The 23,760-nt window shown below is 48.8% G+C and carries 21 protein-coding genes; 15 read left to right on the top strand and 6 right to left on the bottom strand.

What is annotated here, in order from left to right; genetic code table 11:
- Positions 1–84 precede the first annotated feature (84 nt).
- Together gshA and BLW68_RS15975 are read left to right on the top strand one after the other, a co-directional pair.
- Positions 85–1,689 (top strand): glutamate--cysteine ligase, encoded by a 1,605-nt coding sequence (gene gshA, locus BLW68_RS15980; protein ID WP_092795528.1) that lies wholly within the window; start codon positions 85–87, stop codon positions 1,687–1,689.
- 70 nt (positions 1,690–1,759) lie between these two features.
- Positions 1,760–2,392: a transglycosylase SLT domain-containing protein gene (locus BLW68_RS15975; RefSeq protein ID WP_092795526.1), complete on the top strand. Its 633-nt coding sequence runs from the start codon at positions 1,760–1,762 to the stop codon at positions 2,390–2,392.
- Positions 2,393–2,460: 68 nt separating this feature from the next.
- On the opposite strand, the gene BLW68_RS15970 is transcribed toward BLW68_RS15975, so the two are convergent.
- Together BLW68_RS15970 and BLW68_RS15965 are read right to left on the bottom strand one after the other, a co-directional pair.
- Entirely contained in the window at positions 2,461–3,729 is a 1,269-nt protein-coding gene (locus BLW68_RS15970) for an HlyC/CorC family transporter (protein ID WP_092795524.1), read from the bottom strand.
- Positions 3,730–3,794: 65 nt separating this feature from the next.
- A complete protein-coding gene (locus BLW68_RS15965) occupies positions 3,795–4,601 on the bottom strand; it encodes a cytochrome C assembly family protein (RefSeq protein WP_092795522.1) in 807 nt (268 codons plus the stop codon).
- Between the two features lie 149 nt (positions 4,602–4,750).
- Between BLW68_RS15965 and ffh the strand changes: the two genes are divergently transcribed.
- From ffh to tyrA, 8 genes are all read left to right on the top strand, one after another.
- The gene (ffh, locus tag BLW68_RS15960; RefSeq protein ID WP_092795520.1) at positions 4,751–6,118 is read left to right on the top strand and encodes a signal recognition particle protein; all 1,368 of its coding nucleotides are present in this window, start codon (positions 4,751–4,753) and stop codon (positions 6,116–6,118) included.
- A 203-nt stretch (positions 6,119–6,321) separates the two neighbouring features.
- The gene (gene rpsP, locus BLW68_RS15955) at positions 6,322–6,573 is read left to right on the top strand and encodes a 30S ribosomal protein S16 (RefSeq protein ID WP_068234274.1); all 252 of its coding nucleotides are present in this window, start codon (positions 6,322–6,324) and stop codon (positions 6,571–6,573) included.
- A gap of 29 nt (positions 6,574–6,602) precedes the next feature.
- Positions 6,603–7,130: a ribosome maturation factor RimM gene (rimM, locus tag BLW68_RS15950; RefSeq protein WP_177172267.1), complete on the top strand. Its 528-nt coding sequence runs from the start codon at positions 6,603–6,605 to the stop codon at positions 7,128–7,130.
- On the top strand, positions 7,130–7,918 hold the full coding sequence (trmD, locus tag BLW68_RS15945; protein WP_092795515.1) for a tRNA (guanosine(37)-N1)-methyltransferase TrmD: 789 nt from the start codon (positions 7,130–7,132) through the stop codon (positions 7,916–7,918). Before rimM ends, trmD begins: the two co-directional genes overlap by 1 nt.
- A gap of 22 nt (positions 7,919–7,940) precedes the next feature.
- Positions 7,941–8,300: a 50S ribosomal protein L19 gene (rplS, locus tag BLW68_RS15940; RefSeq protein WP_068234280.1), complete on the top strand. Its 360-nt coding sequence runs from the start codon at positions 7,941–7,943 to the stop codon at positions 8,298–8,300.
- Positions 8,301–8,358: 58 nt separating this feature from the next.
- Complete coding sequence (locus BLW68_RS15935; protein WP_092795569.1) at positions 8,359–8,973, top strand: DNA-J related domain-containing protein; 615 nt, start codon at positions 8,359–8,361, stop codon at positions 8,971–8,973.
- 232 nt (positions 8,974–9,205) lie between these two features.
- Positions 9,206–10,264, top strand: a complete 1,059-nt coding sequence (locus BLW68_RS15930) for a 3-deoxy-7-phosphoheptulonate synthase (RefSeq protein WP_092795513.1) — start codon at positions 9,206–9,208, stop codon at positions 10,262–10,264.
- Between the two features lies 1 nt (position 10,265).
- Positions 10,266–11,399, top strand: a complete 1,134-nt coding sequence (tyrA, locus tag BLW68_RS15925) for a bifunctional chorismate mutase/prephenate dehydrogenase (RefSeq protein ID WP_092795511.1) — start codon at positions 10,266–10,268, stop codon at positions 11,397–11,399.
- Between the two features lie 48 nt (positions 11,400–11,447).
- Here tyrA and BLW68_RS15920 read toward each other — a convergent pair whose 3' ends face one another.
- Positions 11,448–12,326: an LOG family protein gene (locus tag BLW68_RS15920; protein WP_092795509.1), complete on the bottom strand. Its 879-nt coding sequence runs from the start codon at positions 12,324–12,326 to the stop codon at positions 11,448–11,450.
- Between the two features lie 131 nt (positions 12,327–12,457).
- Here BLW68_RS15920 and BLW68_RS15915 point away from each other — a divergent pair, with 131 nt between their 5' ends.
- The 5 genes from BLW68_RS15915 (at position 12,458) to BLW68_RS15895 (ending at position 19,191) form a co-directional block, all read left to right on the top strand.
- The gene (locus BLW68_RS15915; RefSeq protein ID WP_092795507.1) at positions 12,458–14,053 is read left to right on the top strand and encodes a Na/Pi cotransporter family protein; all 1,596 of its coding nucleotides are present in this window, start codon (positions 12,458–12,460) and stop codon (positions 14,051–14,053) included.
- Complete coding sequence (locus BLW68_RS15910; protein ID WP_092795505.1) at positions 14,043–15,449, top strand: MBL fold metallo-hydrolase RNA specificity domain-containing protein; 1,407 nt, start codon at positions 14,043–14,045, stop codon at positions 15,447–15,449. Before BLW68_RS15915 ends, BLW68_RS15910 begins: the two co-directional genes overlap by 11 nt.
- 104 nt (positions 15,450–15,553) lie before the next feature.
- Positions 15,554–16,534: a tetratricopeptide repeat protein gene (locus BLW68_RS15905; RefSeq protein WP_092795503.1), complete on the top strand. Its 981-nt coding sequence runs from the start codon at positions 15,554–15,556 to the stop codon at positions 16,532–16,534.
- Between the two features lie 35 nt (positions 16,535–16,569).
- Positions 16,570–16,965 (top strand): SMU1112c/YaeR family gloxylase I-like metalloprotein, encoded by a 396-nt coding sequence (gloA2, locus tag BLW68_RS15900; RefSeq protein WP_092795501.1) that lies wholly within the window; start codon positions 16,570–16,572, stop codon positions 16,963–16,965.
- A gap of 177 nt (positions 16,966–17,142) precedes the next feature.
- Positions 17,143–19,191 carry a tetratricopeptide repeat-containing diguanylate cyclase gene (locus tag BLW68_RS15895; protein WP_143039977.1) on the top strand — a complete coding sequence of 683 codons (2,049 nt, stop codon included), beginning with the start codon at positions 17,143–17,145 and terminating at the stop codon, positions 19,189–19,191.
- A 15-nt stretch (positions 19,192–19,206) separates the two neighbouring features.
- Here the strand turns inward: BLW68_RS15895 and BLW68_RS15890 are convergent, their stop codons facing one another.
- From BLW68_RS15890 to BLW68_RS15880, 3 genes are all read right to left on the bottom strand, one after another.
- On the bottom strand, positions 19,207–19,923 hold the full coding sequence (locus tag BLW68_RS15890) for a substrate-binding periplasmic protein (RefSeq protein WP_245728364.1): 717 nt from the start codon (positions 19,921–19,923) through the stop codon (positions 19,207–19,209).
- A 114-nt stretch (positions 19,924–20,037) separates the two neighbouring features.
- Positions 20,038–21,192, bottom strand: a complete 1,155-nt coding sequence (locus tag BLW68_RS15885; protein WP_092795497.1) for a chorismate mutase — start codon at positions 21,190–21,192, stop codon at positions 20,038–20,040.
- A gap of 179 nt (positions 21,193–21,371) precedes the next feature.
- The gene (locus BLW68_RS15880) at positions 21,372–23,723 is read right to left on the bottom strand and encodes a penicillin acylase family protein (protein WP_092795495.1); all 2,352 of its coding nucleotides are present in this window, start codon (positions 23,721–23,723) and stop codon (positions 21,372–21,374) included.
- Positions 23,724–23,760: the final 37 nt, after the last annotated feature.

Below are 23,760 nucleotides of genomic sequence, written 5' to 3'. Positions count from 1 at the left end.
TTGCAGGCTAAATTAAGCACCGGTCTTGAGATTGGCCTTAGCGCCCCAATTTCAGCACAATCAGCTACCAATTAAGGAATTACCTTGGGCTCAACTTTACAACAACGTCTGGCTAAGCTGAATGCAGCGCCGAATAAACATGCTATTACAGGTATTCAGCGCGGTATAGAGCGGGAGACGTTGCGGGTTAAGCCCGATGGCCAACTGGCATTAACACCTCATCCAAAAGCGCTTGGCGCTGCTTTAACCCATCCGTGGATCACGACCGATTTTTCCGAATCTTTGCTTGAATTTATTACCCCGGTCAGCGACAGCATTGATACCACTTTAGCACAGCTGACAGACATTCACCGTTTTACCATTAAGAACATCGGTGACGAGCAGTTCTGGGCTGGCAGCATGCCGTGTTTTATTACTGATCAGAAGCAAATTCCGTTTGCGCAGTATGGCAGCTCTAATGTCGGCAGAATGAAAACCCTGTACCGCAAAGGCCTGCATAACCGCTATGGCAGCATGATGCAGGCCATCAGTGGTGTGCATTTTAACTTCTCTTTTTCACACAGTTTTTGGCAACAGTACCAGCAAATTCTGGGGCAAAGCGGCGATTTACAGACATTTATTTCCGAGCAATATCTGGCGTTGATACGTAACTACAAACGCTACGTCTGGCTGATCGTATATTTATTCGGGGCATCACCGGCGATGTGTAAGTCGTTTCTGGAAGGGCGCAGCAGCCGGTACAACTTTCAGGCGCTTGGCAAAGGTTCGTTGTATCTGCCTTATGCTACCTCGTTGCGTATGAGTGACCTGGGTTACACCAACAGTGCGCAATCCAGCCTGAATATTACTTACAACAGTCTACCCGAGTATATTGCCGGCCTGCATCAGGCGATTAGCATGCCGTCTGACGAATATAAAAATATTGGCGTTAAGGTTAATGGCGAGTACCAGCAGCTTAATGCCAATGTGCTGCAAATAGAAAATGAGTTCTACTCTACCATCCGGCCTAAACGTACTACCCAGTCTGGCGAGCGGCCAACGTGTGCACTGGCTAAGCGTGGCGTTGAGTACATTGAAGTGCGGGCGTTGGATGTCAATCCGTTTAGCAGTGTTGGTATCAGCGCAGAGCAGATGCGTTTTCTTGATGTTTTCCTGCTGTATTGCCTGTTGCAGGACAGCCCGCCGCTGTCTGCTGCGGAGCAAACTATTACAGAGCAAAACCTGAAAAAAGTTGTCACCGACGGGCGGCGCACTAATCTGGAGATCCTGCAACACGGCCAGCCACGCTTAATGCTGGATTGGGCAGAAGAATTGTTTGCCGACATGATGCCGCTGGCACAGTATCTGGATTCGGCCTATGAAACGCAGGGCTACAGCGGCGCCTTAAAGCAGTTTTATCTTGGCTTGCTGGACCCATCCCAGACTTTTTCCGGTAAATTATTAAACCAGTTACTGGCACAACAGCAGGATAACAGCAGCTATACCTTGCAATTATCGGCAACGTATCGCCAGCAGCTGCTAAAAGAACCCTACCAGTATTATTCTGCTGAGCAGTTTAGCGAAGCCGCTACACAGTCACTATTGGCGCAACAACAGGTTGAGCAACAGGATAATGTGAGCTTTGATCAGTATATTGAGCAGTATTTTGCCGAAGTACCGCAATGTGAGGATAAAAAAGCGGCTACCTAATGGTAGCCGTAACAGTATCCAGGGAGAATAAAACTTGGTTGCATCCGTGCACCTTGTTAGAATCGGTCGGATGAAAAAAGTTCACACACAAATAAAACCATTTATATTAATCACTGCAGCGGTACTGTTTATCAGCGGTTGTAGCACACCGCCGCCAAAGAATAGCTCTAATCTGTGTGAAATTTTCTATGAACACCGTGACTGGTACGACGCTGCCGCGAAAATGCGTGACAAGTGGGGTGTGCCCATTCATATACCAATGAGCATTATGTATCAGGAAAGTAGCTTCCGGCATAATGCCCGGCCACCCATGCGCTGGTTTTTAGGCTTTATCCCTTATGGCCGTGCCAGCAGTGCTTACGGTTATTCGCAGGCAAAAACAGTTACCTGGGATGAATACGTTAAAGAAGCTGATCGCTTCTGGGCCAGCCGTGATAATTTTTCTGATGCCATGGACTTTATGGGCTGGTATCTGGATAAAACCCACAGGGTTAACAAAATATCCAAATGGGATGGTTACAACCTTTACCTGAATTACCATGAAGGTTGGGGTGGTTACCGGCGTGGCACCTACAAAAATAAAGCATGGCTGGTTAATGTTGCCAAGCAGGTTGATAACCGCGCCAAAACCTATGCCGCGCAGTTAAACCGGTGTGAGGATGATCTAAAACGTGGCTGGTTATGGCGGTTGTTTTTTGGTTAACATTGTTTTTGGCGAACATAGTATAGAAAAATAAAAAAACCGGCACAGCCGGTTTTTTTACTGCCGTTTTAAGGCTTTTTCATATGCGGCAACAGACGCACGGTTTTAATCATATTGTCCTGTACGTCTACCACTTCAAGCGGATAACCGGCCAGCTTTATGCTTAGCTTACCCTGGGGGATTTCTTCCAGATATTCCAGAATCAGGCCGTTTAAGGTTTTTGGGCCATCAGTGGGCAGCTCAAGGTGCATCTCACGGTTCAGATCCCGTAAATTAATGCCACCATCAATCAGGTATGAACCATCAGGCTGGGCAATAATATCCTCGTTGTCATTGCTGGCAATATCAGTAGTAAATTCACCGACCACTTCTTCCAGAATATCGGCCAGCGTTACCAGGCCCTGAATATCGCCATACTCGTCTACTACCAGGCCGACACGGTCTTTGGTGCGCTGAAATTTTAACAGTTGCGTATTGAGCTGGGTGCCTTCAGGAATAAAGTAAATATCGCTTACTGCGCGCATCAGGGTTGATTTAGTCAGTTGCTCTTTAATCAGCAGGCGCATTAGCTCGCGCGGGTGCACAAAGCCAATGGCATCATCAATGTTGTCACGGAACAACAAGATGCGGCTATACTGCATATTTGCCAGCTGGCGCTCTATATCTTTCCAGTCGTCGTTAATATCAATACCGACAATTTCATTGCGCGGCACCATAATATCTTCAACTGTGGCGTTTTCCAGATCCAATACGCCCACCAGCATACTCTGGTGTTGCTCCGGTATAAGTGCACCGGCTTCATGTACTACGGTACGTAATTCTTCAGCGCTTAAGCTGTTACCCTGATGTTTTTCCGGGCTAATGCCCATAGCAGCCAAAATGCCGTTAGTAATAAAATTAACCAGCCATACCAGCGGATAGAATATTTTAAGCAGTAATTTAAGCACAGCAGAGCTGGGAAAAGCTATGCGCTCCGGGTGCAGGGCGGCAATGGTTTTTGGTGTGACTTCGGCAAATACCAACACCACCATTGTTAAAGCCACAGTGGCAATGGCAATACCTACATCGCCGTACAAACGCATACCAATAATAGTGGCAATAGCGGAGGCGGCAATATTTACCAGGTTATTACCAATAAGAATTAAGCCGATTAAGCGGTCAGGCCGTTTTAACAGTTCACTGACCCGAATGGCACCCTTATGATTTTCGTTTGTTAAATGTTTCAAACGATAAGGGTTAACAGACATCATGCCTGTTTCTGATCCTGAGAAATAGGCAGATAAAAATAAGAGCACGCCAAGAATGATAAATAGCGTACCCGTCGATATGTCGTCCAAGAGTCAAATACCTGTATTGCCAAACACCTGTACTTGATATTACGAAGTAGCAGGTGAGTCAAGAATTAAAGTGTATTTAGCAGCACTTCACGTACAAAACGGCTGCCAAAATAGCCAAGAGTTAATAAGGCTGCGCCGGTGATAGTTAAAATATTAGCAGTTTTACCACGCCAGCCTTTGCGGGCATGACCCCAGCACAGCACCACAAACACGCCAAAACCAATTAAACTGAACACATTTTTATGCAGGTTTTCTTTGGCGAGCCAGTTATCCATAAATACCGCAGCTATCAGCAGGGCCACGCCAAGTAGCACAGTGCCCGCCAATAAAATACGGAACTGCAGCACTTCTGCCTGAACTAAAGGTGGCATGTGTCGTGTCATGGCGGCAAAGTCTTTTTGCTTTAGCCGGTTGCTGATATAGCTAACCTGAAACGAGTACAGCATAGCCATAATCAAAATGGCGTAGGCAATAAAGGCCAGCATGATATGCAGCAGCAGAATAATATCTTGCTCAAAATGTTGTAGCTGTACACTATGAGGCAAGGTTAATACAGCAAGCTGTACCAAGCTGGCAAAGCCATATACCACAGGTAACAACAGTATAGTGGGAGTGCGAAGTGCGGTAAGGGTTATTGCCACGGTAATAAGCCAGCACACCAGTGAACTGACATTAAGCAAACTAAAGTTTTGCCCTTGCTCAGTAAACAACATCGCTGCCAGCACCAGCATATGCAGCACCAGGCCAATAATAGCTGCGCTGAAGGTGGTTTTAAAATGCGGCCCCTGTGGATGAAAAATGCGCAGCAGTACCGAACCGGTCGCAACCAGATAAGCAATTAAAGCCAGCGCAGTTAACAGCACCGTAGACATTAGCAGCATTTCCTTTTGTTTTAATGGCTAACCATTGTATTGCAACTTTTGCCAGATGCCCATAGCTGCGATCAACAGTTTCTTAACGGCTGCTTCTGCCGCTTGAGTTTGATATAATCGGCCGTATTATGGCTGTCGAGTGAAAAACCATGTTTGAAAATCTTTCTGATCGTTTAAGCGCCACGCTGAAAAATATCACCGGCCGGGGCCGTTTAACTGAAGACAACGTTAAAGAGACGCTGCGCGAAGTGCGGATGGCATTGCTGGAGGCCGACGTTGCCCTGCCGGTAGTGCGTGATTTTGTTGCTAACGTTAAAGAGCGTTCAGTAGGGCTGGAAGTAAGCAAAAGCCTGACTCCTGGCCAGGAATTTCTGAAAATTGTCCGCAAAGCCTTAGAAGAGGCGATGGGGGATGCCAATGAAGAGTTGGCTCTGAATACGCAACCGCCGGCGGTAGTTTTAATGGCTGGCTTGCAGGGCGCCGGTAAAACGACATCGGTAGGTAAACTGGCCAAGTTTTTAACTGAGCGTAAAAAGAAAAAAGTATTGGTGGTGTCTGCTGACGTTTATCGCCCTGCGGCGATTAAACAGCTGGAAACACTGGCTAAAGATGTTGGTGTAGAGTTTTTCCCCAGCGATATTTCCCAAAAACCAATTGATATTGTTAATGCGGCTATTGCTTATGCCCGTACCCGCATTTTTGATGTGCTGTTAGTTGATACTGCCGGTCGCCTGCATGTCGACAATGACATGATGGATGAAATTAAAGCACTGCATAGCGCAGTAAAGCCAATTGAAACCTTGTTTGTGGTAGATGCCATGACAGGCCAGGATGCAGCCAACACCGCCAAAGCTTTTAATGATGCCTTACCGCTTACCGGGGTTATTTTAACCAAAACCGATGGTGATGCCCGTGGTGGTGCGGCGTTGTCGATCCGCCATATTACCGGCAAGCCGATTAAGTTTTTAGGTACCGGTGAAAAAACCGATGCGTTAGAGCCGTTCCATCCGGACAGGGTAGCATCGCGTATTCTTGGTATGGGCGATGTGCTTAGCTTAATTGAAGAGCTTGAGCAAAAAGTAGATAAAGAAAAATCGGCCAAAATGGCGCAGAAGATGATGAAAGGCAAAGGCTTTTCATTAGAGGATTTTCGTGAGCAATTGGTGCAGATGCGCGGTATGGGTGGCATGATGTCGATGCTGGATAAACTGCCAGGCATGAAAAACCTGCCGGCCGGTGCGATGAACCAGATGGGTGACAAGCAGTTTGTTAAAATGGAAGCCATTATTAACTCGATGACACCCAAAGAGCGTGAGTTTCCGGATTTACTTAAAGGCTCACGCAAAAAGCGTATTGCCGCCGGCTCTGGCACTCAGGTGCAGGATATTAACCAGTTACTGAAGCAATTCACCCAAATGCAGAAGATGATGAAGCAAATGTCGGGTAAAGGCGGCTTAATGAAGATGATGCGTGGTATGGGCGGTAAACTGCCGCCGGGTATGCTGCCACCGCGTTAAGCCGCAAAGATGTTTACTTAACCCCGCCGTAGTGCGGGGTTTTATTTACCCGTACAATAACGCTGCAATAACGCTGCAATAACAGCCAAGCCGCGAAATACCTTGCAATTAAGCGTCAAATCAGTAAAATGCTGCAGCCCTTCGGTCCAACCGGGGGCTTTGTTATTTTTGATAAAACCTGAACGATAAAATTAGAGGGCCTTATGGTAACTATTCGTTTACAACGTGGTGGCGCGAAAAAGCGTCCATTTTACCAAGTTGTGGTAGCGGACAGCCGTTTTGCTCGTGATGGCCGTTTTATTGAGCGCGTGGGTTTCTTTAACCCAATCGCCGGCGGTACTGAAGAGAAACTGCGTCTGGACCTGGACCGCGTTAATCACTGGGTAGCACAAGGTGCTTCACTGAGTGATCGCGTGGCAACTTTGGTAAAAAACGCTAAGAAAGCAACTGCTTAATTAGCAAAAGGTCGTGTGGGGTAGTCAGCTTGAGTGAGAAAGATTTAGTCGTTCTTGGCAAATTTGGTGCAGTTTACGGCATCAATGGCTGGCTGAAAGTTAACGCTTACACCGACTTCCCGGAAGGGATTTTTGATTACACACCCTGGCAAATAAAATTTCAGGGTAACTGGCAACCAGTGCAGGTTTCCAGCTGGAAGCGCCATAGTAATGGCCTGATAGCGAAACTGGACGGCGTCAATGATCGGGATTTGGCACAGCAGTATGTAAATGCTGAAATTGCCGTAGCAAGCCAGGCACTGCCTTCTTTGGAAGACGGTGAATATTACTGGAAAGACCTGATGGGCTTAGCAGTAATAAACGAGGCGGGTTATCACTTAGGTGAAGTAACCGATATGATGGAAACCGGCTCTAACGACGTTTTAGTAGTTAAAGCCAACCGTACCGATGCATTTGGTCAGAAAGAAAGGTTGTTGCCGTTTTTAACCGATAGCGTGATTAAAAGCGTCGATTTAACCGAGCGTCGCATTATCGTAGACTGGGATCCCGCGTTTTAATGCCGGATGACACTAAGCTGTGGGTAGGGGTTGTATCCTTATTCCCGGAAATGTTTCAGGCAATAACGCAATATGGGGTAACCGGCCGTGCTGTAAAGCAAGGCATTATGCAACTGCAATGCTGGAACCCGCGTGATTTCACAACGGACAAGCATCGTACTGTAGATGACCGGCCTTATGGTGGTGGCCCCGGTATGCTGATGATGGTGCAGCCGCTACGTGACGCTATACGCGCCGCCAAGCAAGCTGCAGGTGAAGGTGTACACACGGTGTATTTGTCGCCGCAAGGCCGCAAGTTAGACCAACAAGGTGTCACTGAACTGGCGACGTATTCTAAGCTGCTGTTAGTAGCTGGCCGGTATGAAGGCATTGATGAGCGCGTAATAGAAAGCGAAATTGACGCAGAATGGTCAATTGGTGATTACGTGTTAAGTGGCGGTGAATTGCCGGCGATGACATTGATAGATGCAGTGTCGCGCTTAGTACCTGGTGTACTTGGGCATGAACAGTCGGCAGAGCAGGATTCTTTTGCATCCGGTTTGCTGGATTGTCCGCACTACACAAGGCCCGAAGTGTTATCAGACAAACAGGTACCAGCAGTTTTACTGAGTGGTAACCATGAAAATATACGACGCTGGCGTTTAAAGCAGTCTCTTGGGAGAACCTGGCTTAGACGACCGGATATGTTAAATCTCCTGGCTCTGACTGAGGAGCAACGACGGTTACTGGCTGAGTTCCAGCGTGAACATCAGCAAGAGTGCCGGGCGGGGCAGCAAGAAGACAGTTAATTCCAGGTAAAGTGAGATTGTTATGAGCAAAGTTAGCCAAAACATCATCAAAATGCTTGAAGACGAGCAGTTAAAGAAAGACGTTCCTGCGTTCGCGCCGGGCGACACTGTCGTAGTTCAGGTAAAAGTAACTGAAGGTGATAAAACACGTCTGCAGGCTTTTGAAGGCGTAGTTATCGCAAAACGTAACCGTGGTCTGCACTCTGCATTCACTGTACGTAAAATCTCTAATGGCGAAGGTGTTGAGCGTGTATTCCAGACGCACAGCCCAATGGTAGACAGCATCACCGTGAAACGTCGTGGTGCAGTACGCCGTGCTAAGCTTTACTACTTACGCGATCGTTCAGGTAAATCAGCGCGTATCCGCGAAAAGCTTAACTAAGCTACCCTTAAAAGGCCGACACTTGTCGGCCTTTTTTCTTTTTGGCATAGTGCACCCTATGACCGATAGCAAAGCCCCCCTGGCTACACCCATTCTTAACTTGTTGCAAGGCCAGCTGGAAAGCCTGATTTTAGGGTTTACCCCGGCACACAGCCCGATAGAAGAGCAGTATTTGTTAGCGCGCCTTGGGTTAAAGCTACACAGCGATACGCTGCAAAGCGCTGATCTTGCCCGCTTTCAACAACACTTTGTGCTGTACCACCTGTTATACCGCATTCAGCAGCACTGGCTGGCACAGCGCCACGGCTATTTGGCCATTGGCCTGGCCAAACTACAGCTATTACCGTTAACGCAAGCATTGCCGCCAGACGCCGATGCCGGCCGGCAAGACTATTATCTGAACTGGCAAAACTTTTATGCCATGACAGAGCAATTACTTGATCAGCATCTGGACGCTTTCTGGCAACAGCTGCAACGGCCGGTTGTAGCGGTAAATACTATGGCGCACAGCGAAGCGCTGGCTTTACTCGGTTTACCTGCTGGGTTTACACCACAACAGCTGAAAAAAGCTTATCGCACTAAGGCATTGCAGCTGCACCCGGATCGGGGTGGCGAGCAGCAGCAATTTATTTTACTGCAACAGGCGTATCAGCAACTGCAGCAACCCGGCTGATATTTTATGTACACTTAACTATACATGGTTTCTGTGGTGCAATTATTTGCTGCTATCTTGATTTTATTGGTCTGCAATGGGTTGACGCTGCAGTTATGGATCTTTATTATGCGCAAATCGTATTTAAATAATTACGTGTTGTATATTAAAGTTTACGTAAGGGCGCACCTTAGCAAATTTAGCGTTTTTACCTATGCTTAATGCCTGCAACACCGCACACCGGAGTTTTAGCATGAGTAAAATAGTAGACGACCTGCGCATAGTGGCAGAAAAGCCGCTAAGCCCACCGGCGGTATTAAAAAAAGTACTGCCATTGTCAGAACAGGGCGCGCAGTTTGTACAACAGGCGCGTAACACCATTGCCGATATCGTACACGGCCGCGATAAACGGCTGCTGGTGGTTACCGGCCCCTGTTCCATCCACGACCCGCTGGCGGCAGTTGAATATGCGCAGAAGTTAAAACAACTGCAGCTGCAATACGCCGATAGCCTGTACATAGTAATGCGGGTTTATTTTGAAAAACCGCGCACGACGGTGGGCTGGAAAGGCTTTATTAATGACCCGCATTTAGATGACTCTTTCGATCTGGAAACCGGCTTAACCTGGGGCCGTGAGCTATTGCTGAAAATGGTAGAAATGCAGTTACCTACTGCTACCGAGGCACTGGATCCTATCAGCCCGCAATATATGTCGGATTTAATCAGCTGGTCTGCCATTGGTGCCCGCACGGTAGAGTCGCAAACCCACCGCGAAATGGCCAGCGGTTTGTCGATGCCGGTGGGCTTTAAAAACGGCACCGACGGCAACTTAAATATCGCCCTGAATGCGCTGCAATCTGCCGCCAGTGGCCACAGCTTTATTGGTATTAATCAGCGCGGCGAAGTCAGCTTAGTGCAAACTGCCGGTAACCCGGATGGCCATATTATTTTGCGCGGTGGTGCCAAGCCTAACTATGATGAGCAAAGCATTGGCGAAGCGCTGGCCAAGCTGGATAAACTTAAATTACCGCGTGGCATAGTGGTTGATTGCAGCCACGGCAACTCAAATAAAGATCACAACCGCCAGGGTGAAGTAGCGCAAAATGTGCTGGCACAACGTTTGGCCGGCAACGAGGCCATTATCGGTATTATGCTGGAAAGCCACCTGTTTGCCGGGCGTCAGGATTTAATTGACGGTAAAGCTGAAAAGTACGGTGTGTCGGTAACAGATGCCTGCATTGATTGGGATACCACAGCCCAGCTATTGGCGGCATTACACCAGCAGATGCAGCCGGCGGTGGTGGCCGCCTGACATGACAAATCTGACAGCACAGCAGGCACTGGCACCACTGCGTCAACAAATAGACAGTATTGACAGCCAACTGGTGGCGCTGCTTGCCGAGCGCGCTAAAGTTACCGCGCAGGTAGGTAAAATTAAGCAACAATTTGCGTTGCCGGTATATGTACCCGAGCGTGAGCAAGCGTTACTTAGTGCCCGGCGTGAACAGGCGCAAGCGCTTGGCGTATCGGCAGACTTAACTGAAGATGTGCTGCGCCGTATTATGCGCGAGTCATATCAAACCCAGGAAAGTGGTTTTGTGTGTTGCCGTGATGGCGGTGGCAAGGTGGTTGTAGTTGGCGGTGGTGGTGCGCTTGGCGCCCGTTTTGTTAGTCTTTTTCAGCGCTCCGGTTACGAGGTTGTCGCGCTGGAGCAGCAAGACTGGCCACAGGCAGAGGCTATTTGCGCTAAGGCAGCATTAGTGTTGCTGGCGGTGCCAATTACCTTAACCGAACAGTTAATTAATAAACTACCTGTATTGCCGGCTGACTGTGTACTGGCCGATATTACCAGTATTAAACAGCTACCATTAGCTGCCATGTTAGCCAAACATAGCGGCCCGGTAGTAGGGCTACATCCGATGTTTGGCCCCGATATCACTAACCTGGTAAAGCAGGTGGTGGTGGTGTGTCATGGTCGGGATGAAACTCAGTACCAGTGGTTGTTAAAACAACTGAATGTCTGGGGCGCTGAGCTCGCGGTAAAACAGGCGGCTGAGCACGATAGCGCCATGCAGCTGATTCAGGCCATGCGGCACTTTTCGTCTTTAGTGTATGGCGTGCATTTAGCTGATGAAAATGCCGATCTGAGTGAGCTATTACAGCTAAGCTCGCCAATATACCGGTTAGAGCTGGCGATGGTTGGGCGCTTATTTGCCCAAAATGCCGAGCTGTATGCCGATATTATGTTGTCATCCTGCGAAGTAGCCGCTTTGCTCGAGCGTTATCAGCAGCGTTTTACTGCACTGCTACAGCTACTTAAAGCCAAAGATAAAGCCGGTTTAATGGCACAGTTTGGTAAGGGCCAACAGTTTTTTGGTGAGCTGGCCGGGCAGTTTTTACAAGAGAGCAAACAGCTACTGCAAAAAGCGGCTGACAGCCGCAGTTAGGCTGCAGCAGCCGGTTTGTCTGCTGCCTTTTATGTTGCCAGTTACCTGTTAAGTTAGATGATAATAATCCAGTATCAGTTGCCAGGCGTGTTCTGGTGTATCTGCATACTGGATAAGCTCCAGATCTGAGGCGCTGATCACACCTTCTTCTACCAGCATGTCAAAGTTAATCAGCTTTTGCCAGAAGGCTTTGTCGTACAAAATTACCGGCACCCGCGCGGCTTTTCTGGTTTGAATCAGGGTAAGGGTTTCAAACAGCTCATCTAAAGTACCAAAACCCCCGGGAAAAGCGACTAATGCACGAGCGCGCTGTAAAAAGTGCATTTTACGAATGGCAAAGTAGTGAAACTGAAAACAAAACTGCGGCGTAATGTAAGGGTTGGGCTGCTGCTCTCTTGGCAGCACTATATTTAAGCCTATGCTTTCACCGCCGGCATCCATAGCGCCACGGTTGGCCGCTTCCATTACGCCGGGGCCACCGCCGCTGATAATGGTCATGGCGCAGTCGGGGTTGCAGCAACTGAAGCGGGTAGCCAATGCAGAAAACTGCTGGGCCGCGGCATAATATTTACTGTTAGCTAACTGCTTTTTAGCTCTTTGCAGTGCCTGCTGGTTGTCAGCGGTATTGTTTTCTGCACATTGTTGTTCTGCCAGTGCTACTGCAGTTTTGCCTTGCTCAGGTGATAAAAACCGCGCGCTGCCAAATACTACTATGGTAGCGCTGATATTGTGCTGCTCCAGCACCAGTTGTGGTTTTAAATACTCCAGTTGCAGGCGCACATGGCGCAGTTCGTCCTGCATTAAAAATTCATTATCGGCAAACGCCAGCCGGTAAGAGCTATGGTCCTGCAACCTGGCTATTGCCTCCAGTGATTGCTGTGCTGACGCCAGGTGGCGTTCGTGTAACTGATGTGGGTCGCCTGACATACTGTCCTCCGGGCGCAATTAAACCAGATTCATACTATGGCATGGTAACAAACTAAGCTATTGTTTGACTGAGATTAATATTTTGCATTTGTTTTTCTGTTAGGTTAAACCATAACTGCGAAGGATGATAAATGTGGACTGACGTGTTAATGGCCTTTGGCGCTCTGGGCCTGATTTTACTCGGCATGGATTGGATGAGCCAGGGGCTGAAAGTGGCAGCCGGCCCGGGCTTGATGCAGTTTTTGCAGCGCTGGACCAATACGCCGTTGCAGGGGGTGGCTTTTGGCGCTGTTGCTACCGTGGCGGTGCAATCTTCCAGTGCTATTACGGTAACTACCATCGGCTTTGTTAATGCTGGTATTTTGTCGCTGCAAAATGCAGCCTTTGTTATTTATGGTAGTAACGTAGGTACTTCGCTAACCGGCTGGTTTATCGCTTTGGTGGGGTTGCAATTTAAGATAGATGCGCTGGCGTTACCCATTATAGGTGTAGGTGTGTTGTTAAAGCTGTTTGGCCGCAGTAGCCGCAATAAAGGCTTTGGCGAAGGCTTGCTTGGTTTTGGCTTGCTGTTTCTCGGCTTGGCGTTTTTAAAGCAGAGTTTTGATACCGCTTTTGTCGACATTGAATTTACCGGTTTGGCACAGCTGGGCATTTGGGGTATTTTGCTGGGAGTGCTGTTGGGTACTTTATTAAGTACCTTGATGCAGGCCTCCATTGCGGTAATCGCCCTGGTTATCACTGCGGTGTCGGCCGGCATTATTCCGCTGTCATTAGCAGCGGCTTTTGTTATCGGCGCTAACCTTGGCACTACATCTACTGCGCTGATGTCCACCCTGGCTGCTACGGCTAAAGCGAAACGTCTGGCCTGGCTGCATGTTATTTTTAATGTGCTAACCGGGCTGGTAGCTTTATTACTGTTATCGCCATTGCTGTGGGGCATAAACCTGTTGCAGCAGTGGTTGTTTACCGATCCGCAGCCGGCGGTTAGCCTGGCGTTATTTCATACCTTGTTTAACGTTCTTGGCGTATTGCTGATGTGGCCGGTAACCGGCCGGCTGGTGCTGTGGCTGAATAAGAGGTTCCGGCGGCAGAATAGCGCTGGTTTACGTTACCTGGATGCGTCCAGTCTGGCCATACCGGCACTGGCCATTAATGGTCTTAGTGCTGAGCTGTTGCGGGTTGGTCAACTTATTGCGGCTCAGGCAGTGCGGTTGACGCAGGCCCTGCCCACTGAAGCCGATAGCATTGATGATATCCGCAGTTTACAGACAGAGATCAGCAGCTATATGCACCTGCTGGGCCGGGAGCCGTTGCCGGCTAACGAAGCAATGCTGCTGAATGAACTGGTAAAAAGCCAGTTGCAACTTGAAATGACACTGCAGCTGTTACCGGTGCTGACACAGCATTTGGCGGCGGATATTACAGTATTTCATAACGAAGCTGAGCTGTGGCAACTGCTAAACCGGGCAATCTGGCCGGACGACGCCGGGCAGATCCGCAGCAGTTACCGCGAACTGCTGCGCCAGCGCGAGCAAAATAAAAAGCAGTTGTACACCTTAGTATTACAAGAACGGGTAAGTAAAGATGCCGGTGGAGAACAACTACTGCGCTTAGCGGAAACCAAACGTTTTACCCGGCAACTGACCCGTGCTTTGCTATCGCTTGGCGCGTTGCAAAGCCGGTTTGAACCTTTAACAAACAACCAGGAGGCAACTGATGCCGCTTAATGCCAGTTTAACTTTTGTCGGCGCTGCGCAGCAGGTTACCGGCTCGTGCTATTTAATTAAATTCCAAAATAAGCAGATTTTACTCGACTGCGGTATGGTGCAGGGCGCCGATCAAATTCGTGAATGGCATAAATTTCATTTTGCCTTTCGGCCCAAAGATATTGATTTAGTTATTTTATCCCACGCCCATATCGACCATAGCGGCCTGCTGCCACTGCTGGTAGCACGTGGTTTTGACGGCAAAATACTTTGTACCCCCGGCACCGCTGAGCTACTGCCAATATTGCTAAAAGACTCAGTGCATTTGTATTTAAAAGATCTGGAATGGCAAAACAAAAAAGCGGCGCGCTCGGGTAAAAAACTGCAAGACCCGGTGTTGTCAGTGCAGGATGCCGAACGGGTGGCGCAATTATGCGAAACCATAAGCTACAAAAAGCGTGTTACACCACTGCCGGGGCTGGAGCTGGAATTTGCTGATGCCGGCCATATCCTGGGCTCGGCCATAGTGCAGCTGTGGCTTAAAGGCGATAAAGCGATGCGCAAGTTGGTGTTTTCCGGAGACTTAGGTAACCCGGCCACGGTATTAATGCACGACCCCACTGACATTGGCCAGGCTGATATTGTACTGATGGAGAGTACTTACGGTAACCGCAACCATCAGAATATTGATAACTCGCTGGAAGAGCTGGCTACCGCGCTGGAACACGCTAATAAAGACGGTGGCAATGTGTTTATTCCGGCTTTTGCGCTTGGCCGTTCGCAGGAAATTTTGTACTACCTAGCATTGCTGCATCATCAGGGCCGGTTAAAGCAGCGGATGGTGTTTCTTGACAGCCCTATGGCGATCAGTATCACCAATATTTACAACGACTACCTGCACAGTCTGGAGCAAAAAGACTTAGCGGCCATTGGCTTTAAAAAAGGCATGCAACTGCAGGATTTACTACCAATGCTGCGCTTAACCGAAAGCGTGGAAGAATCAATGGCGATAAACCGTGTTAGCGGCGGTGCCATTATTATTGCCGGTAGTGGTATGTGTAATGGTGGCCGTATTGTGCATCATTTAAAACACAACTTATGGAAAAGCTCAAACCACCTGATTTTTGTCGGCTTTCAGGCGCAGGGCACGTTAGGCCGGCGTCTGGTAGATGGTGAGCGGCGGGTAAAATTATTTGGCCAGGAAATAGTGGTAAAAGCCAAAGTACATACTATCGGTGGTTTTTCGGCCCATGCCGGCCAGAGTGAACTGTTAGACTGGGCGCAGGCCATCGGTGGGCAGCCAGAGTTTTATCTGGTACATGGTGAGCCGGAGGCACAAGCCGTGCTGCAGCAGGAGTTGGCACAGCTTGGTATCGCAGCGAAAATTCCGGTCAAAGGCGATGTTATTGCGTTGTAAGCGGTAAAATATGTTTTGTTACTTTTAACCTATAGTCAGGCACCTATGCTGTGCCTTATAGTGTTTGCTACTTCAATGACAGCAGCGCGATAGGGAGCATCATTATGCGTAGCATCCTGTTTTTTTCCGGCTTGATCCTCAGCAGTAGCGTGCTGGCCAATTCTACTGATCCGCAGGCATTAACCGCGCAGGTTAAAGCCTTATGGCAAGCCAAAGACGCCCAGGCAGCACAAGCATTATTAACGCCTTTGGTCACTAAAAAAACCAAAGATGCCCAGCTACTGGCGTTGCTGGGGCAAACCGAGGCACTGTTAAACAACGCAGACAAAGCAGAAGACTTGCTGGAAAAAGCCGTGAAAATTGACAGCAAAAACGCAGACTATCAGCATTGGTATGCCACGGTAAGCTGTAATCTGGCATCTTCTGCCAGCATGTTAAGTGCGCTGGGGTATGCCAAGCGCTGTAAAAAAGCCTACGAAACCGCCCTTAAACTGGCACCAGATAACCCGCGCAGCTATATTGCGCTGGGCAGTTTTCTTGCTCAGGCGCCCGGTATTGCCGGTGGTGATAAAGGCAAAGCCTTGCAGCTGGCTGAGCAGTTAAAGCAGATTGATGCCTTACAAGGGGCATTACTGCAGTTAAATGCGTCGGATTTACAGGATGACGCTGTTTTTAATGCACTTTTAGCCAAAGATGAACTGCTAACGCAACGGCCGGAAACCTACCTGCAGCGCGGTGTAGCGTTTTCGCGCACTGATGAGCATACCAAAGCAATCGCATTATTTGACCAGGCATTGACCATGCCGGCCAGCGATGACGATGCTGCCGCTGCGCAAGCGCAGGCGCTGTACCAAATTGGCCGCTCGGCAGTAAAAGGTGGGCTGGCAGTTGATAAAGGCATTAGCGCTTTGCAGCAGTTTATTGCACAGCAACCAGCGGCTGATAATATCGACTGGGCAAAATTGCGCTTAGGTCAGCTATATATAGCGCAGCAACAACAGGCTAAAGCAGAGGAAATTTTAAAACCACTGTTGGCATCAACACAAGACAAAGAGTTAAAAGGTGAGCTGCAAAAGCTGCTCTGATACAATTAGGGCCTTAACAGCTTAAGGCCTTTTTTATGACCCGCCCCGTACTTAGCGCCATTCATCATGTGGCGATAATTTGCAGCGATTACGCCCGTTCAAAGCAGTTTTATACACAACTGCTGGGCCTAACCGTTATCGCCGAAAATTACCGCCAAGAGCGCGATTCCTGGAAGCTGGATTTAGCCCTGCCAAACGGTAACCAAATTGAGCTGTTCAGCTTTCCCAATCCACCACCCAGGCCAAGTAAACCCGAAGCGCAAGGCCTGCGTCATCTGGCTTTTGTGGTAGATAGCGTTGCAGAATTTGCCGATTACTTAACGCAAAACGACGTAGCGGTAGAGCTAATCCGCATCGACGAATTTACCGGCAAAGCTTTCACCTTTTTTCAAGATCCCGACGGCCTGCCGCTGGAGTTGTATCAGCGTTGATCACATTCACGTTAATAAAAATTTGAATATGAAAATGCGTTGCTTATAGATGCGTTTTTAAAGGTTATTTTCTACAAAACATCTTCTGTGAATTTGCTCAATAGCTTATAAACTAAAGTTGTCACTGTCTGGTATTTACCGGACTGCTCAGAACGGTAGCTACACAGGAATTTTAAAGTGAAAATAGTCAGCCCTGCACACCCCTCTCTTTCTCGTCAGGTCGTGTATTTTTGCTTTATTTGCCTGATGCTGAGTATAAGCCACAGCTATGCTGCGGCGCAGGAAACAGATGCTGCCCTTGAGCAGCAGTTAGACAAGCTTATTGGTTTTGCCAACTACCCGGAAGATAAGGTTACACTTAGCACAATTATTGCAGCGCTAAATGAATCTACCCCGGTTGAAAGCTATGCCAGAGCAAGAGGTTATCAAGTTCTGTCAATGGCGCTGGGCGACAACAATACAGCAGCAGCACTGGCATTGGCAGACAGTTTTCTCAACTTACCAAGAATACAATCTTCGCCGGCAGCCACAGCAGAGCTGCTGGCAGTAAAAGCAGAAATTTACTTACAAAATAATAATACAGATAAAAGTCTGGAGCTTATCCCTGCTATTGAGCAGCAACTAGAAACAGTCAGCAGCAGCCGGACACGTTATTACACGCATACTGTCATCGGTCAGGTGTTACAAAATAACCGGCAGTTTGCTGCTGCATTGGAGCATTTTCTGCAAGCTCATGCTGCTATCAGTAACACTGATGATGTCAACACGCACCGGCGCAGACAGTTTTTAAACCTGCAAATTGCCAGGATCCAGTTATCGCTACAGAATTTTAAAGCCGCACTGGAGTTACTGGATAAAACGATTGAAGACTCACTAAAACACGACCTGCAGCAGCGGCTGCCAGAGCTTTATCTTAACCGGGCTTATGCAGCACGGGAACTTAATGGCCTGTCGCTCGAAATTATTGACGCTTTTTTGCTGGCGGCAAAGATTGGCAAAGAACAGGGGAATCAGCGGGTAGAGCTTGCCGGCTATAACAATGCCGGCGCATCGTTATTGTTGCTGAAACACTATGATAAAGCAGAGCAATATTTGCTGCGCGCCCGGGATATTGCCACATCAATACATAATATTACCGACGGTACAGTTATTGATTTTAACCTGGGCTATATCCAGGTATTACGAGGTAACCATGATGCCGGCCTGAATGAGATGTTAAGTGCTGCCGAAATATTCCGCTCTTTTGCACCGGCAAGCCAGGTTGCGCAGATACAAGCGCTTATTGCCGATGCCTATGAAGTTGCCGGCCGCTATTCGTTGCAGGCGCAGGCATTAAAGGAGCAAATCCGGCTGAAAGACGAGTTTTTTCAGTCAGAGCGGGATAAAGTGTTTAGTGAACTGCAAATTCGTTATCAGGCAGAAGAAAACGCGCTGCAAATTAAATTGCTGGAGCAGCAAACCCAATTGCAGCGTAAGGAGCTGGACAACCGTAAACTGACCCAACGATTGATCCTGTTAGCTATTTTGCTGATGCTGGTGATTGCTGCCTTGTTATTTTTTGCCTATATCAGCAGCCGTAAAGTGAATCAGTTACTCAGTAAAAACAACGACATGCTGCAACAGCAATCTTTACATGATCCTCTGACCGGGCTGTTAAACCGCCGGGCATTGCAGAACTATATGCCTGAGGAGCGCCGCAAAATAACAGATAGCCATGCTATTTTTTTGCTGGATGTTGACCACTTTAAACATATTAATGACGTATCCGGCCACGCAGCCGGAGATGAAATACTGATCGCTGTCGCTAAAAGGCTAAAGGCATTATGTCGCTCTGATGATTTAGCTATCCGTTGGGGAGGAGAAGAGTTTTTGCTGGTGTTGCACCACAGCCAGGCAGAGATTTTGCCGGAACTGGCGAAACGTATTTTGCATGATATCGGTGCTCAGCCAGTATATATCGATAGTAATCCGATCAGAGTGACCTTAAGTGGCGGCTATATCTGTTTGCCGGTAAAACACATTGCGCAGCAAAGTATGTACTGGGAAACAGCGTTGAAGCTGGCTGATCACCTGTTGTACCAGGCAAAGACGAAAGGACGTAACCAAATTGTCGGCGTGGCGTCATTAAATCTCGATAATGAACAGCAGTTGTTATCCGATCAGCAACTGCTGCAGCGCCTGGTTACCGATCAATGTACTACGCTAACCATTAAAGGCCCGGTTTAGCTGCACTACTAAGACTTATTGCGGCAAAGCCTTCCGGCTTTGCTGATACTCGGCAATAGCGTTATTTAACTGCACCATAAAATCCGGTTCTTTTTCTAAAAAACGTTTACTGATATAAATGGCAAAAGGTAACTCCCGCATAGTTTTAAACTGATAGTTTTGCAACGGGTAGTTATTTTCCTTAATCACGGTTAACGCGGTTTGTTCCGGTAGCATAATGGCATCTACCCGGCGATTATTTAACAAGCGAAACAGATCCCGAATATTGTTTGGCCCACCAGCTACGCGGTAGCCTTGCGCTTTTAACCAAAGATAAATATTGCTGTTAATTTGCGCCGATACAATCGCGCGGCTGGCAAAGTTACTACTGTCGGGTGTAAGTGTTTGCTCCTGCGTTAACCATACCCAGGTCCAGCGGGTAATACTTACCGGATCTGAGAATACCGCCATATTGTTGCGCTCAGCATTTTCTGAGGCTAAAAACAAACCATCGATTACCTCATTTTGTAAATCCAGTACTGCGCGGCCATAATTTGGCACCAGTGAAATATGAAAATCACGCTGCAGGTGCTGCATAATAAAAACAAAAGCGTCATAGCCTTCGCCTTGATATTGGCCATCCTCAACATAGGTGTAAGGAGGGTAATCAGGCATGGCCATGCGCAATACGGCTTTTTCTGCTGCTGCGGCGAACACGGCAATAAAACAACAAAAACACAGTAAATGCCGCATTAAAAGCTAAACCTTATGGTTACTTATGACCGCTCAAGTCTAGTTTATTAACATGAATTTGAGTAGTGCGGCAGGGGCCTGATCCTGGAACCTGAAGCCCCTGAGCACATGTTATCAGCCGGCAGTTACCTGAGTTGGTTCAATATCTTCACTGGGGTAACAACCTAACACCTTAATAAATTTGGTGATTTTATTTAACTCTTCCAGGGCACGGGTCATGGCGTAATCATTCAGGTTGGCGAATACATCGACGTAAAACATCTCTTCCCACGGGTTGCCATTAATAGGCCGCGATTCCAGTTTGCCCATACTGATACCATGCTGCTTTAACACCAGCAAGGCATCTACCAGCGCGCCGGGTTGCTGGCCGGTATACATAATAAAGGTGGTTTTTGCCGGTATGGCTTTGGCTACTGTCACCGGCTTACGCGCCACTACTATAAAACGGCTGACGTTGTCTTTCTGGTTAGCCAGATCACGGGTAAGCACTTGCAAACCGTATAGCTGGCCGCCTTCTTCGCCGCCTATGGCTACCACTGTTGGATCTTGCTGCTGCTTAATGCGGTTAAAGGCGTCGGATGAGCTGTCGCAGTATTCAATTTTTACTTGCGATAACCCCTGTAGATACTGGCTGCACTGGGCAATAACCTGCGGGTGGGCGCACACCTGGCGGATTTTGCTTAAATCGGTGCCCGGTAAACCGAGCAGGCAGTGGGCGATAGGGTGGGTCAGCTCGCCAACAATAGACAACCGGGTATGCTGCAGTAAGTCGTATACCTCGTTAATACTGCCCGACGAGGTGTTTTCAATCGGCAGCAGGGCGTAATCGGCATGGCCGGTTTCAACCGCCTGGACTATTTCGTTAAAGCTGTCGCAGCCTTGTTCAATAATACGCTCGGCGCGGCGGGTAAAATACTTTTGTGTCGCCCAGTAACTGTATGAGCCCTGGCCACCGAGAAAAGCTACGCGTACAGCCGGGCTGTTGGTGCCGTTTAGCTGGCCCTGAATTTTAGCCTGTTGCTGTAGCACCGAGTCTTCAATAATCACATGGTACAGCCGGGTTACATATTGGGCGTCCAGCGCCAATGGTTTGCCTTGCTCAATCAGTGACAGCAGCAGCTCTTGCTCGCGCTTTTGGTCACGTATCGGTTTGTTTTGTGCCAGTTTGGCGTCGGCTACAGCCAGTGCCAGCTGACGCCGTTTTGATAATAAAGCCAGCAATTGCTTGTCGGTGTCAGATATTGCGTGGCGTATTTCATCCAGTTCCATGTTAATTCTCTTTGTCTGAGCTAAAAGTAAGCAAAAAAAAACCTCCCGGCGTGGGAGGTTTCAGGTATTACTGCGCGCGCAGCTCACCGCCTCCCGTGTAAGGTGGTAAAGCGAAAAAAGCTGAGCGCGACATTAGATGTTTTCATGGCGTCTAACATAGTCCGTCTGGATGGCTAAAGTCAACCCTGAGGTGTCAGCAGCAGCTGATATTTTTTCTCGCCGGGTAAAAACGGCAAGGCTACTTCGTTTAACCAGTACTGGTGATCGCCACGGTAAAACGGCGAAAGCGGGTGGCCAGACTGACCTGCCGGTATGGTTAAAATCCCTTTATGTTCTTGCCCCGGCGCTACCACCATACGCTGTGACTGGCCAAAACCCGGCCGCTGTACCCTTGGCATATGGCTGTCGCCATTAAGTTCGGTAGCCGGCATATTAAGCCAGCCTCCCAGCAGCGGTATGGCGCCAGACAACGGGTGATTTATACGGGCCTGATTAATATAACCCCAGTTGCTCTGGTTAATGCTGCCGTTGTCTTGCAGCAGCTGTTGCTTACTTTGCAGCACGGCAGTGAGTAATAATTCATCCCAGCTGCTGAAGCTTGCCGGTAAGGTATCGGTACGGCGTTGTTGTAACATGGCCCAAAGTGGCGTTTCCAGTGAGTATTTCAGATCCTGACTGCGGGCGCCATGCTGCTCCAGATACGCTGACAGTGGGGCAAACTGCAACTCCAGTAATTTCAGCCGAAACGCCCGTACCAGGCTGTAACCCACGGCATCAACGCTGGCGCTTTGTGAGCTGGTTAACACATGCTGGCGGTACGATTGTAACTGATGCTGCTGCACAGTGTCGTTGTCCAGCACCTCTAATAACAGCTGTTGCCAGCGTTCCAGCATGAGTGCGCGGTTATCCAGCTGAATTTTATGCAGAGCCTGTTCATCGGCACTGTGTAACTGGTTCAGGCCTTGTTGTATTTGCCAGCCTCTGGCGCCTAAGTCATAACCGCCATTGCCAATCAGCTGATAATCAGCCGCGCCGATCATGCGCGAATTTGCGGTCCATAACCTGTGGCTGGCGGGGTTCAATAACTGTGGCTGAGCTTCAGCTGCTATATAGCCAAACCAGCCAAAATCAGCATTGCTCCAGTCTTGTGCGGTATCCAGATCCGGCAGGTTGCGTTTAGGTATGCGGCCCATCAGGCTCCAGCCAATATTACCTTTATTGTCGGCTACCAGCAGGTTCTGCGTGGGTATGCCAACCTGTGGTGCCAGTTGCAGGGCATCCTGTGCTGTTGCTGAGGTTTCCAGTTGCAGCAGGTTAAAATTAACTGCCTCAATATCATAAGCAACCCAACGTAAAGCATAGGCCGGGCTATCGCCAAAGCGTACCAGCGGCCCCCATTGGGTTTGCGCCAGTTGTAACGGCTGATCAGGGCCGTTGGCAACTTTAATGGTGTCGTATACGTATTCCAGTGCCTGCCAGCCATCTGGCGTTAAATAGCGTTTGCCATCGTCTGACAGTTGCAGCGCGACCAGATCATGCCAGTCGGCGGTACTGTTGGTAAAACCCCAGGCAATATTACCGTTAGAGCCCACTACGATAGCGGGTGTGCCGGGTAGCGTAAGGCCGGTAACGGTGCGCAGTTGTGTGCCATCGCGCCAGTTTAGCTGGGCTTTATACCAGGTGCCGGGTACGCGGATACTCAGATGCATATCATCTGCCAGTATAGCGCTGCCATGGCTGGTTAAGCTGCCGGCTACGGCAAAGTTATTGCTGCCAATGTCGGTGGCATCTTTTACTGTGCACAGGTTACAGGCAGTCTGGCTGTTTGTTAACAGCTTTGGGTAGGTTGAAGTGGGCAGAGGCACGGCTTCAATCTGGCTGTTATCTATTGCGGCCTGCCAGATATCAGAATGTTGCTGTAAAAAACGATACCATTCATCCGGCACGGTTTGTTTTAGTATGGTCATTGCATAGTCGTCGCGGCCCAGTTTGCCTTGTAAATCCAGATACATGCTGTAAATAACTAAAAACGAATCTGTTTCTTGCCAGGGTGTTGGTGTTTGCTGCAGCACGGTGTATTCAAACGGCGGCATGCTAAGGGCCGCCAGGCCTTCGTTAACGCCACGGCTATAGTTGCTCAGCAACTGCTTGTCCTCAACAGGCAGTGCCGCCAGAGCTTGCGTGGCACGGCTGCGAAAACGGTGTTGGCGCAACGCCAGATCGGCCTTTAATGCGCGCTTGCCAAACAGCTCGGCCAGTTCGCCGGCGGCATTGCGGCGCAGTAGATCCATTTGAAAGAAACGCTCCTGAGCATGGGCAAAACCCAGTGCAAAGGCAGCATCACTGCGGTTTGCGGCATGGATACTAAGATAACCCAGCGCATCGCGTTCCAGCCGGGCGGTGTTACTGATACTGCTTGATTGGGTGCCATCGTAGTTTGGTAAACTCAGGTGTAGCACGGTGTAAATTGCCGCAGCGGCGAGGGCCAGCAATAAGGTTAATATGGTAAGGATCCATTTCCACCAATTCATCTTTTTGTGTCTCTGGTATAAAATCAGAAACTTAGCA

Source organism: Rheinheimera pacifica (assembly GCF_900108485.1).
In the GTDB taxonomy this organism is placed as follows: Bacteria; Pseudomonadota; Gammaproteobacteria; order Enterobacterales; family Alteromonadaceae; genus Alishewanella; species Alishewanella pacifica.
The sequence above is the reverse complement of the archived record's forward strand: the minus strand, read 5'-3'. Positions and strand labels throughout refer to the sequence as shown.

Excerpts from the sequence above, each read along its gene's own strand:
- BLW68_RS15975 (WP_092795526.1), top strand. The coding sequence starts at position 1,760 with ATGAAAAAAGTTCACACACAAATAAAACCATTTATATTAATCACTGCA.
- BLW68_RS15965 (WP_092795522.1), bottom strand. The coding sequence starts at position 4,601 with ATGTCTACGGTGCTGTTAACTGCGCTGGCTTTAATTGCTTATCTGGTT.
- ffh (WP_092795520.1), top strand. The coding sequence starts at position 4,751 with ATGTTTGAAAATCTTTCTGATCGTTTAAGCGCCACGCTGAAAAATATC.
- rpsP (WP_068234274.1), top strand. The coding sequence starts at position 6,322 with ATGGTAACTATTCGTTTACAACGTGGTGGCGCGAAAAAGCGTCCATTT.
- trmD (WP_092795515.1), top strand. The coding sequence starts at position 7,130 with ATGCCGGATGACACTAAGCTGTGGGTAGGGGTTGTATCCTTATTCCCG.
- rplS (WP_068234280.1), top strand. The coding sequence starts at position 7,941 with ATGAGCAAAGTTAGCCAAAACATCATCAAAATGCTTGAAGACGAGCAG.
- BLW68_RS15935 (WP_092795569.1), top strand. The coding sequence starts at position 8,359 with ATGACCGATAGCAAAGCCCCCCTGGCTACACCCATTCTTAACTTGTTG.
- BLW68_RS15930 (WP_092795513.1), top strand. The coding sequence starts at position 9,206 with ATGAGTAAAATAGTAGACGACCTGCGCATAGTGGCAGAAAAGCCGCTA.
- tyrA (WP_092795511.1), top strand. The coding sequence starts at position 10,266 with ATGACAAATCTGACAGCACAGCAGGCACTGGCACCACTGCGTCAACAA.
- BLW68_RS15920 (WP_092795509.1), bottom strand. The coding sequence starts at position 12,326 with ATGTCAGGCGACCCACATCAGTTACACGAACGCCACCTGGCGTCAGCA.
- BLW68_RS15915 (WP_092795507.1), top strand. The coding sequence starts at position 12,458 with ATGTGGACTGACGTGTTAATGGCCTTTGGCGCTCTGGGCCTGATTTTA.
- BLW68_RS15910 (WP_092795505.1), top strand. The coding sequence starts at position 14,043 with ATGCCGCTTAATGCCAGTTTAACTTTTGTCGGCGCTGCGCAGCAGGTT.
- BLW68_RS15905 (WP_092795503.1), top strand. The coding sequence starts at position 15,554 with ATGCGTAGCATCCTGTTTTTTTCCGGCTTGATCCTCAGCAGTAGCGTG.
- gloA2 (WP_092795501.1), top strand. The coding sequence starts at position 16,570 with ATGACCCGCCCCGTACTTAGCGCCATTCATCATGTGGCGATAATTTGC.
- BLW68_RS15890 (WP_245728364.1), bottom strand. The coding sequence starts at position 19,923 with ATGCGGCATTTACTGTGTTTTTGTTGTTTTATTGCCGTGTTCGCCGCA.
- BLW68_RS15885 (WP_092795497.1), bottom strand. The coding sequence starts at position 21,192 with ATGGAACTGGATGAAATACGCCACGCAATATCTGACACCGACAAGCAA.
- BLW68_RS15880 (WP_092795495.1), bottom strand. The coding sequence starts at position 23,723 with ATGAATTGGTGGAAATGGATCCTTACCATATTAACCTTATTGCTGGCC.